Genomic DNA, 15,336 nt, shown 5'->3' with positions numbered 1-15,336 from the left:
GGCGGCTGCCTCCGTCACGGGGGGGGTGTGGCGCACCAGGGGGGCGGGCCGGGCGCGTCATGTGCCGCGGGCTCGTCCGATAATGGCTGTGGTGGACTGGCCTTCCTGCAAATCCGCCAGAAGCAGCCGCCCGCCCGCCGCCAGCACCACATCCGCCCCCACCACGTTTTCAGGCGTGTAATCGGCCCCCTTGACCAGCACATCGGGCATGAGGGCGCGAATGAGCGCGAGCGGGGTATCTTCATCAAAAGCCACGACGGCGTCGACATAGCGGATGGCCGCCATGACGGCCGCCCGGGCCTGCAGGGAATTGACGGGGCGGCTTTCCCCCTTGAGACGACGGACCGAGGCATCGGTATTGAGGGCAACCACCAGCCGGTCGCAGTTCGCACGGGCCTGGGCCAGCAGGCTGACATGGCCGGGATGGATGATATCGAAACACCCGTTGGTGAACCCGACCTTGAACCCCTCTTCCTGCCAGCGCGCCACCTGCGCGCAGGCAGCTGGCAGGGAAAGCAGATGCGGGGCATCCTGCGCGCCGTCCTGCCCGGCCAGTTCGCGCAGCACTTCATGGATATCCGCCGTGGCCGTGCCCAACTTGCCCACCACGACCCCCGCCGCCGCATTGGCCACGCGCATGGCCTGTTCCAGCGCCAGCCCCGACCCCACGGCAAGCGCCATGGTGGCAATGACCGTATCCCCCGCCCCGGAGACATCGAACACCTCCCGCGCGCGCGCGGGCACAGACACCGCAGCCCCGTTGCGGCGCACCAGCATCATCCCTTTTTCGGACCGGGTGGCCAGAATGGCGTCGGCCTGCGCATGCGCCATGACAGCACGGGCCGCGGCCTCGACCTGGGCCTGGCTGTCCACCGGCATGTGCGACGCCGCAGCCAGTTCGCGCGCATTGGGCGTGATACAGGCCGCCCCGCGATACAGCGTGTAGTCGGTATGCTTGGGGTCCACAAAAACAGGAATACCGTGGGCGCGGGCCTGGGCGAATATGCAGTCCAGCACGGCGGGCGCGCACACGCCCTTGCCGTAATCGGACACCACGACGGCCTGCGCACCGCCGATATGGGCCGTAACGGCCTGGCACAAGGCATGGGCCTGTGCTTCGTTCAGCGGGCTGCTGCTTTCCTCATCCACGCGCACCACCTGCTGGTGGGCAGCGATAAAGCGGGTCTTGCAGATCGTGGGGCGGCTGGCATCGGGCACGGTCGCATCCACAAGGCCGCCCTGTTCGGCCAGGACGGCACGCAGGGTTGCGCCGGCTTCGTCCTCTCCCACCAGGCCGACCAGCACCGCACGCCCCCCGAGCGAGAGGATATTGCTGGCCACGTTCCCCGCGCCACCGGGCATTTCGCGCCGGGAATCCAGCAAAAGGACCGGCACGGGTGCTTCGGGCGAGATCCGTTCCATCCGGCCGTACAAGAACCGGTCCAGCATGACATCGCCCACGCACAGCACTGTAATGGCTGAAAAATCCACAGGCTTCAGCCTCCGAACGAGTCTGCGAACGAATCTGCGAAATCCGCCAGCCCCGTCTGACGGCGCACGGCGTGGCGCGCGCTGACCAGAACGGCGCGCGCCTCGGCTATGGCGCGGTCCAGTTCGGTGTTGACGATCACGTAGTCGAATTCCCGCCAGTGGGAAATTTCGTCCCGGGCAGCGGCCATGCGCCGGGCGATCTCGTCCGGGTGGTCGGAAGCACGGCCGTGCAGGCGGCGTTGTAGCTCCTCGAGCGAGGGGGGCAGCACGAACAGGCTGACCACATCGGCGGGCAGCGCGCGGCGGATCTGCGCATGGCCCTGCCAGTCGATGTCGAACACCATGTCGTGCCCGGCTGCCAGTGCGGCCTCGACCGGGGCGCGGGGGGTGCCGTAGCCGCGCCCGAACACAATGGCCCATTCCAGCAGTTCACCCGCCTCAGCCATGGCCTCGAACTCTTCCATGCTGCGGAAATGGTAGTGAACGCCCTCTTTCTCGCCCGGGCGGGGCTGGCGGGTGGTGACGGAAACCGAATGGCGCAGCTTGGTGTCGGACGCGCGCAGGGCATTGGCTATGGTCGATTTCCCCGCACCCGAAGGGGCTGATATGACAAGACACACCCCCCTGCGCGCTGCCGTGTTCGGATGCGTGTCTGCATTCTGCGCCATGCCGTTTCCCATATCCCGCACATTTCACGTTCCAATCTTGCCCCTTCATGCCAGAAGCGGCCATGCTACGCCACCGGGTGGCGCTACGAAGGTAAAGACCGAACTTTATGATGACACTCAATTCCGTTCTGATTACCGGCGCATCCTCGGGCATGGGGCGGGCTTTGGCCTGCGCGCTGGCCCGGCCGGGGCGCAGGCTGTGGCTGGGCGGGCGCGACCCGGCACGGCTGGACGCCACGGCCCGGTACTGCGCGGGCCAGGGGGCCGAGGTGCACGCAACCCTGGGTGACGTAACCGACAGCCATGCCATGAATACCTGGGTGCGCGGCACGAACGGGCTGGACCTTGTGCTGGCCTGTGCGGGTGTTACCGGCGGCACGCATGTCGCCCCCAGCCCCGATCTGGGCCCGTACGAGCCCGAAGCCCAGGTACGCCGCATTTTCGAGACGGACCTGACCGGCGTGCTCAACACCGTGCTGCCCGCACTGGAGGTCATGCGCGGCCAGCCCAGGGGGGATGATGGTGTGCGCGGGCGGATCTGCGCCATTTCCTCGGTCGCGGGGCTGGTCTCCTTCCCCGGCACGCCGTCCTATTCGGCGGCCAAGGCGGCGGTGGACCGCTTCATGGTGGCAAGCGGTGCCAATACGCGCAAGGCGGGCATATTGCTCAGCTCGGTGGTCTGCGGCTTCGTGGACACGCCCATGGTGGCGCGCAACGCCTTTCCCATGCCCGGGCTGACCGATGTGGACACGGCCTGCCGCCGTATTCTGCGCGGGCTGGCGCGCAACGAGCGCCGCATTGTCTTCCCGCGCTGGCTGGCCCTGGGCTCGCGCATGATGGACCTGCTGCCCATTCGCGTGGCAGAGGCCTATTACCTGCGCCAGCCTTCGGGTGCCCCCGGCACGATGCCTCAAACCGATCTGTCGTAACCCCTTGGGCCCCTTTGGATGATATTGAACCCGCAGGCAGGAGAGCACCGCATGACCGAGATCGTCCGGCAGACCGCTACACCCGACGGGCCGATGACAGAGGGGCTGCCTTCAGGGTTGGCTGGCGGGTTGCCTGACGGATTGCCTGACAGGCCGATGCCCGACGGGCTGATGGAAGACCTTTCCGCCGCATCCGTGCGCGAACCCGTGCCCCCGTCGCGCAAGACCATGAAGATGGACCGCGTGTTCTGGAGCCATTTTTCGCCCAATCTGGGCCCGGGCGGATGGGTGACCGGCGCGTTGCTGAGCCATATGGGGCTGGATTTCCGCGCAGGCGTTGCCGCCATCGTGCTGGGCAACGTGATCGGCGCGCTGCCCGTGGCCTGTGCGGCCGCCATCGGCCCGGCCACGGGGCTGACGCAGATGGAGGCATCGCGCCGGGCACTGGGGCGGCTTGGCGTGCGCCCGCCCGCTTTTCTGAACTGGATCTACTGCGTGGGGTGGGATGCGGTAAACAACGTGCCCGCCGCCACGGCCCTGGTGGCGCTGCTGGTCACGGTCGGGCTGCACGCCCCGTTCTGGCTTGCCCTTGCCGTGCTGGCCGGGGCGCAGATGGTGGCTTCCATCTACGGCCACCATGTGGTGCAGGCCTTGCAGAAATACCTTGGCGCGCTGCTGCTGGTGGTGTTCTGGATCATCGGGATCGTGTTCGCGCTCAGGGGCCAGGCCCCCCTTGCCGCCCAGCATTCGCTCAGCCTGAGCACCTTTGTGCTGGCAGTGGGGATACTGGTCAGCTTCAACCTGTCCTGGGCGTCCTATTCATCGGATTACACGCGCTACCTGCCTGCGGGGTCCAACCCCAGGCGGGTCGTGCTGCTGGCCCTGTTCGGGCTTTTAAGCTCGGCCATACCGTTCCAGATCCTGGGGCTGCTCTCGGCCGGGAGTGTCGCCGATGCATCGCCCACCGCTGTCATCGCATCGCTCCAGCAGGCCATGGGGCCGCTGGGGGCCGTCGCCCTTGGGGCCATCGCGCTGTCTTCCATCACCGGCAATGCGTTCAATGACAACACCGCCAGCTACAGCCTGATTTCGGCCGGGCTGCACGTGCCCCGCGTGGCGGCCGCCGTGCTGACGGCAAGCCTGGGCTACGGCCTGGCCGTGGCGGGGGCCGGGCGTTACGCCGCCCTGTATACGGACTACCTGCTGGTGACGATGTACTGGATCGCGCCATGGATCGGCATCGTGCTGGCCGACTGGTATTTCGGGGACCGAACGCTCCACCCCGTACCACCCGGCTGGACACGGGGTGCGACCATTTTCGTCCTGACATCCGTCGCCACCATTGCGCTGTTTTCCACCAGCGGGCTGTATACCGGCCCGGTGGCGCGCTGGCTGGGTGGCGCGGATATCGGTTATTACGTGGGCTTTTTCGTAGCCGGGGGCTGCTACGCGCTGGGCATGCCCCGGGGCATGCCGCGCCGCACCAGTTCGTAAAGCCCCACGGCCGCGGCTACCGATACGTTCAGGCTTTCCATCTCACCCGGCATGTAGAGCCCGGCTATCTCATCGCAGCTTTCGCGCGTCAGGCGGCGCAGGCCACGGCCTTCCGCCCCTAGCACCAGGGCCACGCGGCGGTTCGTAAAAGACCCGCCATCCAGCATGGTGCCCCCCGCATCCAGCCCCACGGTCCAGCACCCGGCCTTTTGCAGCATTTCGATCGCGCGCGAAAGATTGACCTCCCGCACGATGGGAACGCTCTCCAAAGCGCCCGAGGCCGCCTTGGCCAGCACGGCTGTCTCCTCCGGCGCGTTGCGGTCCTGCACCACAAGGCAGGCGGCACCGAAGGCCGCAGCCGACCGCAGGATAGCCCCCACATTGCGCGGATCGGTCACCTGGTCGAGCACCAGCACCGGGCCTGGGCGGGCCAAGGCCTCGTCCAGTGCCAGGGGGGCAAGCTGGCGGGCCAGCAGGGCCACGCCCTGATGCACGGCCTCCGCCCCCAGCAGGTCATCGAGCCGCGCCCGGGGCACCACTTCGGGGGCAATCCGCAGCCCGGCCTGGGCTTTCATGGCCTCTTCAAGTGCGGGGTGCTCGGCCTCCGTCACCAGAAGGCGTTCGAAAACACGGCGCGGATTGGCCAATGCCGCCGCCACCGCATGCGTGCCGAACAGCCAGCACCGGCCAGCGGGGGCAGCCCCGCCTTCACGCCCGGCACCGGCTTGTGCGGGGGAACGCGGGCGGCGCGCGGGGCGGGCATTACGGGGTGGTCGCATGGGCAGGGCTGTTCCGGCTTGAAAGGGTCGATCGTGCTTACTCCCCTAGCGCATGAGCGGGGGCTCCGCCTATCCCGCATCCGCACGGGAATGGACATTCATGCCCCACGGCTGTATCCGTCATGGCAGAAGGCCCACAGCACGACAGCCCGGCCAGCAGCAGACCAGGAGCGGGTCATGAGCACAGCCCCGGCCCCTTGCGAAGGGGCTATTTCCCTTCACCGCAACGACCTGCCCGATGGCCTTGCCTTTACCGGTTCGGTTGCGGTGGACACGGAAACCATGGGCCTGAACCCCCATCGCGACCGGTTGTGCCTTGTCCAGCTTTCCGCAGGCGACGGCACGGCCCATCTGGTCCAGATCATTCCCCACTCCATGGGTGGGACGGGGTATGACTGCCCCAATCTCAAGCGCGTGCTGGCCGACCCCGACGTGACCAAGATCATGCATTTCGCCCGCTTCGATGTCGCGATCCTGCAACATGCGCTGGGGATTACGGTCAGCCCTGTGGTCTGCACCAAGATCGCGGCCCGGCTTGTGCGCACCTTTACGGACCGGCACGGGCTGGCGGCCCTGTGCCGTGACATGCTGGGGGTGGAACTGAGCAAGCACCAGCAGACATCCGACTGGGGGGCGCTGGCGCTCAAGCCCGAGCAACTGACCTACGCCGCCTCGGACGTTTTGTATCTGCACGCGTTATGGGCAAAAATGGACGACCTGCTGGCGCGTGAGGGACGGCGCGAGCTTGCGCAGGCCTGTTTCGACTTCCTGCCCGCCCGCGCCCGCCTGGACCTTTTGGGATATGAAGACCCTGACATTTTCTCCCACCGGGGCTGAACACCGGCCGATGCCCGCCGCGCCAGCGATCATCGGCCTGCCCTTTGCGGGCCCGGCACCGCGCACCCTATCTGGCAATCCCGGACAGCCCCACGCATGAACACGCCCGCTTTTTCAAGTGCCAGCCCGCGTGACACCGGTATCGGTCCGCCTGCCCCCTGCCCGCAAGGCCCGGGGGCGGACGCAGCACATGTCGTACGCACCGAGCAGGCGGGGCTGGACGCCCTGGCCCGCGCGTTCGAAACGCCCCACACGCTGGGGAACGCCTTTGCCCAGGCGCTGGATATCCTGCTGGCGCTGCCCGGCCGGGTGGTGGTGACGGGTATCGGCAAGTCCGGCCATATCGCACGCAAGATCCAGGCCACGCTGGCTTCGACCGGCACGCCTTCGCTTTATGTCCACCCGGCCGAGGCATCGCACGGGGATCTGGGCATGATCCAGCGGGGGGATGCGATCCTGGCGTTTTCCAATTCGGGCGAAACCACCGAACTGGGCGATATCGCGGCCCATGCGCGCCAGACCGGCCTGCCTTTGCTGGCGGTGACCAGCCGGGCGGACTCCACCCTGGCCGTGAGTGCGACCGTAGCCCTGACCCTGCCCAGCACGCCCGAAGCCTGCCCCATGGGCCTGGCCCCCACCACCAGCACGGCGGTCCAGCTTGCCTTTGGCGATGCGCTGGCCGTGGCCCTGCTGCGCCTGCGCGGCTTTACCGCGACCGATTTCGGCACCTTCCACCCTGGCGGGCGGCTGGGTGCACGCCTGCGCACGGTGCGCGAGCTGATGCATACGGGGGCTGCCATACCCCTGGCACGGCCCGACACGCCCATGCGCGATATCATTGTGGAAATGACCCGCAAGGCGCTAGGGTGCGTGGGTATTGTGGGGCAGAATGGCACGCTGGCGGGGCTGATCACGGATGGCGACCTACGCCGCGCGCTGGACCACGACCTGACAACCACCCTGGCGGAAACCGTGATGAACCCAAGGCCGCTGACCATAGAGCCCGATGTCGTCGCATCCGAAGCGCTGCGGGCCATGAACGAACGGGCCCGGCCCGTCACGTCGCTTTTCGTGCTGGATGCGCAGCGCAGGCCCGTGGGCGTTGTCCATATCCATGACCTGATCAGAGCCGGGGTGGGATGAACACCACCCCCGACGACACCAACGAAAAACGCCCCGACACACGCCCCCGGCGCGACGATTTTGCCCGCCCGGCCAGCCTTGTGCGGACCCAGCGCGAACGCCTGGCCCCGTCCCCCGTGCGGCGCAAGCTGCCCGACGCCGCCAAGCTGGCCCGCCGCCGCACCCTGATGCGCTGGGCCAAATGGTTCCTGCCCGCAGCCGCCCTTGGCCTGCTGGCCACCATTGCCGTCTGGCCGGAGATCGACCGCCTGGTCCACGCCAACAAGACCACGCTCAAGGAACTGGCCCGCGTCAAGATCGAGAGCGGCAACCTGATCGGGGCGACCTATCGCGGCATGGACGAACATAACCGCCCGTTCATGATCACGGCGGACAGCGTGCACCAGGTCAACGACAACCGCATGGACCTGACCCAGCCGGCGGCGGATATTCTGTCCCAGGGGGGGAGCTGGCTTCTGGTCCGATCGGAAAAAGGCGTGTACATGCAGCACGGGCAGATTCTGGACCTGACCGGAGACGTAACGCTGTACCGCGACGATGGATTGATGATGCACAGCCCCGTGGCCGATATTGATGTCAAGCGCGGTATTATCGCCTCCGACAAATGGGTCCATGCCGAAGGCCCGTTCGGCGTGCTGGACGCGCGCGGCTATGTGCTGTCGCAGCATGACGGCATTGCCCAGTTCCGGGGGCCGGGGCGCATGCTGCTCAACGATGACCGCCACAGCCAGCCCACCCCTAGCTCGAAGGCGTCCTGACATGTGCGCGTTGTCCCTTTTGCCGCAGTTGACAGGGGCCCGTCCACAGGGGCGCAGCACCACCGGCAGGCGTGTGTACGGCAGGCTTGGCGGGCTTATGGGCGTGCTTGCCGGCCCCATGGCTGGCCCATCGGTAATCCCGCTGGCAGTTCCTGCGACAATCCGCATGGCCGTTCCACGGGCCGTCGCACTGGTGCTTTCCGTGGCCCTTGCCCCGCTCTGCCTTGCCCCCCATGCAGCCCATGCGCAGGCCATAGACCTCTCCCATGGCGGGCAGATTACCGTGACCGCCAAAGGCGGGTTCGACTGGGACCAGAACCAGAAGAAGGTCACGGCCTATGACCAGGCGCAGGCGGTCCGGGGCGACGTGACCGTAACCGCCGACAAGCTGATCGCCTATTACCGCAAGAAGGCCCCCCTGGCCCCCGATGCCGCCGGGGGCAGCACGGGCGGCAATGCGGCAGGCGACGCGGCAAACGCTACCGGAGGGGCCGCAACAGGCACGCCGGGGGCCGCACAACCCGCCGCCGCGCAGTCAGGCCCATCCGCACCGGGCACGGCCCCAGCCGCTCCGCCCGGCCCGGCCCCGGTCGGTGCGGCACCCCCTGCGCCCCCTGCCGCGCAGAACGGCGCACCGGCACCCGCCCCCGGGGGAGATGATCAGGATAGCGGCGCGAACGAGATTTTCCGGCTCGAAGCGATCGGGCATGTGCATATCTTCACCCAGACCGACCAGGCCTGGGGCGACAAGGCCATTTACGACATGGACCAGGCTGTCCTGGTCATGACCGGCAACGCCCTGAAACTGACGACGCCGCAGGATGTGCTGACCGCGCGCGATTCCATGGAATATTACTCGCAGACCCGTATTTCCATTGGCCGGGGCAACGCGACGGTCACCACCAACGACCACCGCCAGATCCGCGCGGATGTGCTGGTGGGCTACAGCGCCCCACCCGCGCCCGCCGGGCAGAACGGACAGGCCGAGCAGACCGCAAAGCCTGAGCAAAAGCAGGATGCATCGTCCGATCCGTTGACAAACGGTTCGGGAAAGCTGGAAAAAGTGAACGCCTTTGGCCATGTCTGGGTACGCACGCAGACCGAAGTGGTGACGGGCGAGCGCGGCGTATACGTGCCTGACACCGGTATCGCCCGTGTGGTGGGGAACGTGCATATCACGCGCGGGCCGAACCAGATCCAGGGGAATGCCGCCATTATCAACATGCATACGGGGCTCGCGACCATGACGGAACAGCCCGGCGGCCGTGTCAGCGGCGTGGTTGTTCCCAATAATGGCGATACGTCGGACAGGAAATAAGCATGACCCGCGAAGTACAATGGACGTCCGAGGAAAGCGTGACCGAGGAGGTCGTGGGCCTTCCGCCCGAACCCGCCGACCCCACCGCCCCCCACCAGCCGGGGCACGGCCTGTTCGCGCGCGGCATCGGCAAGTCCTACAAGAAGCGCGAAGTCGTCAAGGATGTATCCATCGAGGTGCACCGGGGCGAGGCCGTGGGCCTGCTGGGCCCCAACGGTGCGGGCAAGACCACCAGTTTTTACATGATCGTGGGGCTGGTCCAGCCCGATACCGGCGCCATAACGCTCGACGGCACGGATATCACCCACCTGCCCATGTACCGCCGCGCCCGGCTGGGCATTGGCTACCTGCCGCAGGAAGCCAGTATTTTCCGCGGGCTCAATGTGGAACAGAATATCCTGGCGGCACTTGAGGTGGTCGAACCCGACCCCGATCAGCGCCAGGTCATGCTGGACAGCCTGCTGAACGAATTCGGCATTTCCCACCTGCGCCGCTCACCCTCGCTCGCGCTGTCGGGTGGGGAAAGGCGACGTCTTGAAATTGCCCGCGCCCTGGCCAGCCAGCCCCATTACATCCTGCTGGACGAACCGCTGGCCGGGATCGACCCCATTGCCGTGGGCGAAATCCGTGACCTTGTCTCGCACCTCAAGGATCGTGGGATCGGGGTGCTGATTACCGACCACAACGTACGCGAAACGCTGGAGGTCATCGACCGCGCCTATATCATGCATAGCGGTCAGGTGCTGATGCAGGGCGTGCCCGAGGAAATTGTCGCCCATGAAGACGTGCGCCGCGTCTATCTGGGCGAAAGCTTTTCGCTCTAGGCCACCGCTTCAGGCCACAACGGCCCGAAGGCCATACTTGCCCGAAGACCTGCCTGCCCCAGGCCCGCAGCAGCGCAGGTTCCCGTGTTCAGCCCCGGCCGGCCCGCAGGTTGGGGACGGGAAAAGCCGGGGGCGCTGCGGGCTGCTGCATCTGGATCGGCGGGGCGGGTGGCGCCTTGGGTGGCGCCGGGCGGATGACCATTACGGGAATATGGATCAACTGCGGCGGAATTTTCTGGTGCGCCGTGTACCACACGAACCCGCCATAGACCGCCGCCAGCACCAGCACGCAGCCGATCTTGATACGCCACAGCGACCACCCTCCGGGCATTTTCGGCATGTTCTTGGGTGGGGCTGAGCGCAAAAGCATGGGCAACGGGTATCCACTCTGATGGGGCGGGTTGGATTGGTCCGCCATTCTATACGCATAGCAGGCAGGACGGGGCAAATCCTTGGCGGGTGTTCTGGCCCCAACGCAACCCGTGGCGGCCTACGGGTCTTATAACTGTCATAAAGACGTGGACAGATTTTGCAGCCCATGTCCAAATACGCATGAAGCGATGCACGCTTGAAGCGCATCGCAGGAGGCAAGCCGCCAGGGCCTGAATTCCGCTTGCGGAGTGGCACCGGTTTTCAGGCGCGACGGACCTGCTCAAGCAGCAAGGAACGATGTCCTATGCATATTCAGGTTTCCGGTAAACAGGTTGATCTTTCCGACGCCCTGAAACATCGGGTGAACGCGCATCTCGGCACGCTTGCGGAGCGATACTTCGACAAGGGGCTGGCAGCCCAGGTCACCTTCAGTCGGGCGCGCTCGTTCTTTACCTGCGATATCAACGTACGCGCGGGTGGCGGCCTTGTCCTGCGCGGGGAAGGCGAAGCCGCCGATGCCAACGCCGCCTTCGACGACGCGGCGGAACATATCGCCAAGCGCCTGCGCCGCTACCACAAGCGCGTCACCACCCACACCCGTGCCTCCCCCCGGCAGGAGCCCCAGCGTGCGCGCTCCTACGTGCTGCAACATGTGGAAGAAGACGGCGACACACCCCCCGCCGATGGGGAGGACATAGCCCCCGACGCCGCGTTCGCCACCATCATTGCCGAGCAGGCAACCGATATTCCCCTGCTGGCCGTGGGGGAAGCCGTGATGCGGCTGGACCTTTCGGGCCACCATTTCCTGCTTTTTCGCAATGCCGCCAACCGGCAGATCAGCCTGGTCTACCGGCGCGATGACAACCACATAGGCTGGGTGGATACTTCCCCCGTATGACCTGCTCGCGGGCATGAAAAAGGACCGGTCCAGCCGGTCCTTTTTCTTTAGCCGCGCAATGCGGGCCGCTGCACGGTCAAAGCGCTCCTTACTGGAGCGAGGCAGGCACCATGTCGTTCTGCATGATGGCCCCCCAAGCGGTTTCCATATCTTCCACCACGGCCAGCAGCGCACCGTCGGCGGCGTAAATGGCGCAGCCTTCCTCTCCGTCATCCATTTCGGTCGGACGCATGTAGGCGACCTTGCGCAGGCCGAGGGAGCGGAACTGCATATCCGAAAGCTGACGCACATCGACCGGGGTTTCGGCCCGCAATGGCGCAAGCGGGCTGAGATCGTTTTCGAGAGTACTTTTCATGGCGTCCTCCTTCGTTTCAGCTATCGCTCACATCCGTGACCGGACGCAACACGCGCGGGGCCGGACGGGGCTTGAATGTCGCAGCACCCCCCGTGGGCCGCTTCTGCCCGCCCTGCACGATCTCTATCTGCTTGACGCGAACCTCCGGCTGGGGGCGGAACAGGTCTATGTGCAGCAACCCGTTATCGAGCCAGGCCCCGCCGATTTCGATCCCTTCCGCCAGGACAAAGGCTTTCTGGAACTGGCGTGAAGCGATCCCGCGGTGCAGATAGACCCGTTCCTCCGCCTCTTCCATCTGCCGGCCGCGAATGACCAACTGGTTGTCCTCCTGCGTGATCTGCAGGTCGTCCATCCTGAACCCGGCCACCGCCAGGGTAATGCGCAGCCCGTTTGGCGCGATCTGTTCGATATTATAGGGCGGATACCCGTCGCCCGCACCTTTGCTGGCGCGTTCGAGCATCTGCTCCAGATGGTCAAATCCCAAAAACATGGGCGAGCCAAAAAGCCTGCCTGACATTCGGTTAAAGCCTCCTCCTCAGTCTTGAGCGAGACACACACCAGACCCGTTGTGGCGTCTGGTCTGCTCACGATATGGGATAGGCCGGATCGCACGCAAGCCCGCCGGGCGTGGTGGCGGGGCATGGGCCGGGCAGGCTGGGTCATTCCGCCGGGCCCTGTGGCGATATGGTAACAGATTTCGGTCACACAAGTGCCGAAGGGCTGCTTTTCCTCTGGCATCGAACAAAACGGAGCGCTAAATCGGGCGGTATGACACATGCAGCCATGACAGACACCGACTTTGCCGCAGCGTCGGCCGGGGCAATGCCGGTCGAGATCCTGACCCCGCCGCACCCCGTGCTGCGCAAGAAAGCGCGCCTGGTCACGCCGGAGGACATGCCCGCTATCCGCAAGGTCCTGCCGGGCATGTTCGCGGCCATGTACAAGGCCCCGGGCATCGGGCTTGCCGCCCCGCAGGTCGGGCTGAGCCAGCGTTTCGTGCTGGTGGACCTGGGCGAGAACGACGCGCGCGCGCCCATGATCATGATCAACCCCGAAATCGTGCATGAAGCAGATGAAATGGCCGTGCGGGAGGAAGGCTGCCTTTCCCTGCCCAACCAGTATGCCGACGTGGTGCGGCCCGAGGCCATCCGCGTCCGCTGGACCAGCATCACGGGCGAAAAGATGGAGCGCGAGGCCGATGGCCTGCTGGCCACCTGCATCCAGCATGAAATCGACCACCTGGAAGGCATCCTGTTCGTGGACCACCTGTCCACCCTGCGCCGCAACATGATCCTGCGCCGCCTGGCCAAGGACCTCAAACGCAACTGAACCAGGCCGCCCCGCTGCCCAAGGGCGGCATGCAGGCCCCACGGGGTACCGCGCAGTCGGGCCCACCCGTCGGGGCCTGCCTTTTCCAGCGCCGCGCGACCTGTGGACTGCCCGAGATCAGGAACCTTCCATCATGCGTCTTGTCTTCATGGGCACGCCCGATTTTGCCGTGCCGGCCCTGCGCGCACTCCACCGGGCCGGGCACGAGATCGTGGCTGTCTATTCCCAGCCCCCACGCCCCGCTGGCCGGGGCAAGGCCCTGCGCGCCTCCCCCGTGCAGCAGGCGGCCGAGACACTTGGCCTGCCGGTCAGGCACCCGCTCTCCCTCCGCCGCAACCAGGAAAAATGGGATGCCTTCGCAGCCCTTGGGGCCGATGCCGCGGTCGTTGCCGCCTACGGGCTGATCCTGCCCCAGCCCATGCTGGACGCTCCGCGCCGGGGCTGCCTAAACATCCATGCCAGCCTGTTGCCGCGCTGGCGCGGTGCCTCCCCCATCCAAAGCGCCATTCTGGCGGGGGATACGCAAAGCGGGGTCACCATCATGCAGATGGAAGCCGGGCTGGATACGGGGCCCATGCTGCTCTCGCATGCCGTGCCCATTACCCCCCACACTACCGCCAGCACCCTGCATGACGCGCTGGCCGAACTGGGGGCGGATCTGATCCTGCGCGTCCTGGCGGAAAACCCGCCCCCCCAGCCGCAGCCCGAAGCCGGGGTGACCTACGCCCCCCGCCTGACGCGCGATGACGGCCGCATAGACTGGGCTGAAGACGCCAGTGCCATCGACCGGCGCGTGCGCGCCCTGACACCCTGGCCCGGCACCTTCACCACGCTGGAAGACGGCACAGTGCTGAAAATCGGTGCTGCCGAACTGGTGAACGACCAGGCCACAGCCCCACCCGGCACGGTTCTGGACTCCCGGCTGAACATTGCCTGCGGGCATGGGGTTATCCGCCTGACACGGCTGCAACGCCCTGGCCGCGGCATGATGGATGCCAGCGATTTCCTGCGCGGCCAGCCCTTGCCACCCGGCACCCGGCTGGGGGCCAGCCACCCTGCCCCAGACCATGACTGACCCTGCCTTCCAGCGCTGGGCTGTCCGCATCGAATATGACGGTACCGGGCTGGTGGGCTGGCAACGCCAGGCTTCCGGCCTGTCGGTGCAGGCCCTGCTGGAGACTGCGGCAAGCCATCTGGCTGGGGGCGCGGCAGTGCCAAGCATTACCGCCGGGCGAACCGATGCCGGGGTGCACGCCCTGGCGCAGGTCGCACATCTGGATTTTCCGGCCCATGCCCGCCTGAACCGCCATGCCGTGCGCGAAGGCCTGAGCTTTCACCTGCGGCCCCACGCGGTGGTGGTGCTGGATGCGGCCCCCGTCGGCCCCGAATGGAGTGCGCGGTTTTCAGCCACATGGCGGTCCTATGAATACCGGATTTTCAACCGTCGCGCCCGGCCCGCACTGGCCGCAGGGCATGTCTGGCACGTCAAATCGCCGCTGGATATCGCCCGCATGCAGGAAGGAGCGAACCACCTTGTGGGCGCGCATGACTTCACATCCTTCCGCGCGGCCGCCTGCCAGGCCAACAGCCCCCTGCGCACGCTGGATGAGCTGAGCATCCGGCGCGAGGGCGATCATGTCCTCATCTTCGCCAAGGCGCGATCGTTCCTGCACCATCAGGTGCGTAACATGGTCGGCACCCTGAAGCTGGTAGGCATCGGCCAGTGGGAACCCCAACGCGTGGCCCAGGCCCTGCAAGCCCGCACCCGCGCCGCCGCCGGCCCCACCGCCCCGCCCGAAGGCCTTTACCTCAACGGCGTGGGCTACGACCCCGACCCGTTTGCCTGACGCAACCAGATAAGCGACTTAACAAGAATGAAAGAAAATATATGACCAAGTTCGCTGCGAATGCCGCAATGACAACGCGCCGCCCGATATAACATAGTCAAAGTGGGAGAAATGTATTGTGGGTTGAAAGACTAACTCCAACCCAAACAGCACTTTCGGCCTTCTTCAATATGACAAAATCGATTGCACTGCCTGCTAAATAGGGAAAATCCATCTGAAAGCCATTATTCCCGCTCCAGCTTACACCTGCTTTCAAATATCCCAAACTGACCGCGTTTGCTTGCCCACCCTAAA

General features: G+C 66.1%; 17 protein-coding genes. 11 read left to right on the top strand and 6 right to left on the bottom strand.

Annotation, left to right across the window (positions count from 1 at the left end; genetic code table 11):
* Positions 1-57: 57 nt before the first annotated feature.
* The gene (rfaE1, locus tag J2D77_RS00860) at positions 58-1,491 is read right to left on the bottom strand and encodes a D-glycero-beta-D-manno-heptose-7-phosphate kinase (RefSeq protein ID WP_207844184.1); all 1,434 of its coding nucleotides are present in this window, start codon (positions 1,489-1,491) and stop codon (positions 58-60) included.
* Positions 1,492-1,496: 5 nt separating this feature from the next.
* A complete protein-coding gene (gmk, locus tag J2D77_RS00855) occupies positions 1,497-2,159 on the bottom strand; it encodes a guanylate kinase (RefSeq protein WP_207844182.1) in 663 nt (220 codons plus the stop codon).
* Positions 2,160-2,269: 110 nt separating this feature from the next.
* Between gmk and J2D77_RS00850 the strand changes: the two genes are divergently transcribed.
* Positions 2,270-3,088 (top strand): SDR family NAD(P)-dependent oxidoreductase, encoded by an 819-nt coding sequence (locus tag J2D77_RS00850; protein ID WP_207844965.1) that lies wholly within the window; start codon positions 2,270-2,272, stop codon positions 3,086-3,088.
* Between the two features lie 156 nt (positions 3,089-3,244).
* The gene (locus J2D77_RS00845; RefSeq protein WP_230975448.1) at positions 3,245-4,582 is read left to right on the top strand and encodes a purine-cytosine permease family protein; all 1,338 of its coding nucleotides are present in this window, start codon (positions 3,245-3,247) and stop codon (positions 4,580-4,582) included.
* Here the strand turns inward: J2D77_RS00845 and rlmB are convergent.
* Entirely contained in the window at positions 4,534-5,361 is an 828-nt protein-coding gene (gene rlmB, locus J2D77_RS00840) for a 23S rRNA (guanosine(2251)-2'-O)-methyltransferase RlmB (RefSeq protein ID WP_207844180.1), read from the bottom strand. The two genes, J2D77_RS00845 and rlmB, sit on opposite strands and share 49 nt — an antisense overlap.
* A 177-nt stretch (positions 5,362-5,538) precedes the next feature.
* On the opposite strand from rlmB, the gene J2D77_RS00835 reads away from it, so the two are divergent.
* From J2D77_RS00835 to lptB, 5 genes are all read left to right on the top strand, one after another.
* Positions 5,539-6,198: a ribonuclease D gene (locus J2D77_RS00835; protein ID WP_207844178.1), complete on the top strand. Its 660-nt coding sequence runs from the start codon at positions 5,539-5,541 to the stop codon at positions 6,196-6,198.
* Between the two features lie 96 nt (positions 6,199-6,294).
* Complete coding sequence (locus J2D77_RS00830; protein WP_207844176.1) at positions 6,295-7,341, top strand: KpsF/GutQ family sugar-phosphate isomerase; 1,047 nt, start codon at positions 6,295-6,297, stop codon at positions 7,339-7,341.
* Complete coding sequence (gene lptC, locus J2D77_RS00825; RefSeq protein WP_207844174.1) at positions 7,338-8,099, top strand: LPS export ABC transporter periplasmic protein LptC; 762 nt, start codon at positions 7,338-7,340, stop codon at positions 8,097-8,099. Before J2D77_RS00830 ends, lptC begins: the two co-directional genes overlap by 4 nt.
* Before the next feature lie 166 nt (positions 8,100-8,265).
* Positions 8,266-9,417, top strand: a complete 1,152-nt coding sequence (locus tag J2D77_RS00820; protein WP_407927070.1) for an LptA/OstA family protein — start codon at positions 8,266-8,268, stop codon at positions 9,415-9,417.
* Between the two features lie 2 nt (positions 9,418-9,419).
* A complete protein-coding gene (gene lptB, locus J2D77_RS00815; protein ID WP_207844172.1) occupies positions 9,420-10,241 on the top strand; it encodes an LPS export ABC transporter ATP-binding protein in 822 nt (273 codons plus the stop codon).
* Between the two features lie 88 nt (positions 10,242-10,329).
* Here lptB and J2D77_RS00810 read toward each other — a convergent pair whose 3' ends face one another.
* Positions 10,330-10,611 carry a hypothetical protein gene (locus tag J2D77_RS00810; RefSeq protein ID WP_207844169.1) on the bottom strand — a complete coding sequence of 94 codons (282 nt, stop codon included), beginning with the start codon at positions 10,609-10,611 and terminating at the stop codon, positions 10,330-10,332.
* A gap of 306 nt (positions 10,612-10,917) precedes the next feature.
* Here J2D77_RS00810 and hpf point away from each other — a divergent pair, with 306 nt between their 5' ends.
* Positions 10,918-11,511 carry a ribosome hibernation-promoting factor, HPF/YfiA family gene (gene hpf, locus J2D77_RS00805; protein WP_207844167.1) on the top strand — a complete coding sequence of 198 codons (594 nt, stop codon included), beginning with the start codon at positions 10,918-10,920 and terminating at the stop codon, positions 11,509-11,511.
* Positions 11,512-11,599: 88 nt separating this feature from the next.
* Here hpf and J2D77_RS00800 read toward each other — a convergent pair whose 3' ends face one another.
* Both J2D77_RS00800 and J2D77_RS00795 read right to left on the bottom strand, forming a co-directional pair.
* Positions 11,600-11,866 (bottom strand): DUF1150 family protein, encoded by a 267-nt coding sequence (locus J2D77_RS00800; protein WP_207844165.1) that lies wholly within the window; start codon positions 11,864-11,866, stop codon positions 11,600-11,602.
* A gap of 16 nt (positions 11,867-11,882) precedes the next feature.
* Positions 11,883-12,383: an Hsp20 family protein gene (locus J2D77_RS00795; protein ID WP_207844163.1), complete on the bottom strand. Its 501-nt coding sequence runs from the start codon at positions 12,381-12,383 to the stop codon at positions 11,883-11,885.
* A gap of 251 nt (positions 12,384-12,634) precedes the next feature.
* Here J2D77_RS00795 and def point away from each other — a divergent pair, with 251 nt between their 5' ends.
* The 3 genes from def (at position 12,635) to truA (ending at position 15,042) form a co-directional block, all read left to right on the top strand.
* Positions 12,635-13,195 (top strand): peptide deformylase, encoded by a 561-nt coding sequence (gene def / locus J2D77_RS00790; protein WP_207844161.1) that lies wholly within the window; start codon positions 12,635-12,637, stop codon positions 13,193-13,195.
* A 133-nt stretch (positions 13,196-13,328) separates the two neighbouring features.
* Positions 13,329-14,270, top strand: coding sequence for a methionyl-tRNA formyltransferase (fmt, locus tag J2D77_RS00785; protein ID WP_207844159.1), 942 nt, complete (start codon positions 13,329-13,331; stop codon positions 14,268-14,270).
* Entirely contained in the window at positions 14,263-15,042 is a 780-nt protein-coding gene (gene truA / locus J2D77_RS00780; protein ID WP_207844157.1) for a tRNA pseudouridine(38-40) synthase TruA, read from the top strand. The genes fmt and truA overlap by 8 nt, the downstream gene beginning before the upstream one ends.
* The last annotated feature ends 294 nt before the right edge of the window (positions 15,043-15,336 follow it).

It is taken from the genome of Acetobacter garciniae, from assembly GCF_017377735.1.
GTDB classification, from domain to species: domain Bacteria; phylum Pseudomonadota; class Alphaproteobacteria; order Acetobacterales; family Acetobacteraceae; genus Acetobacter; species Acetobacter garciniae.
This window is presented reverse-complemented; position numbering and strand designations above follow the sequence as displayed.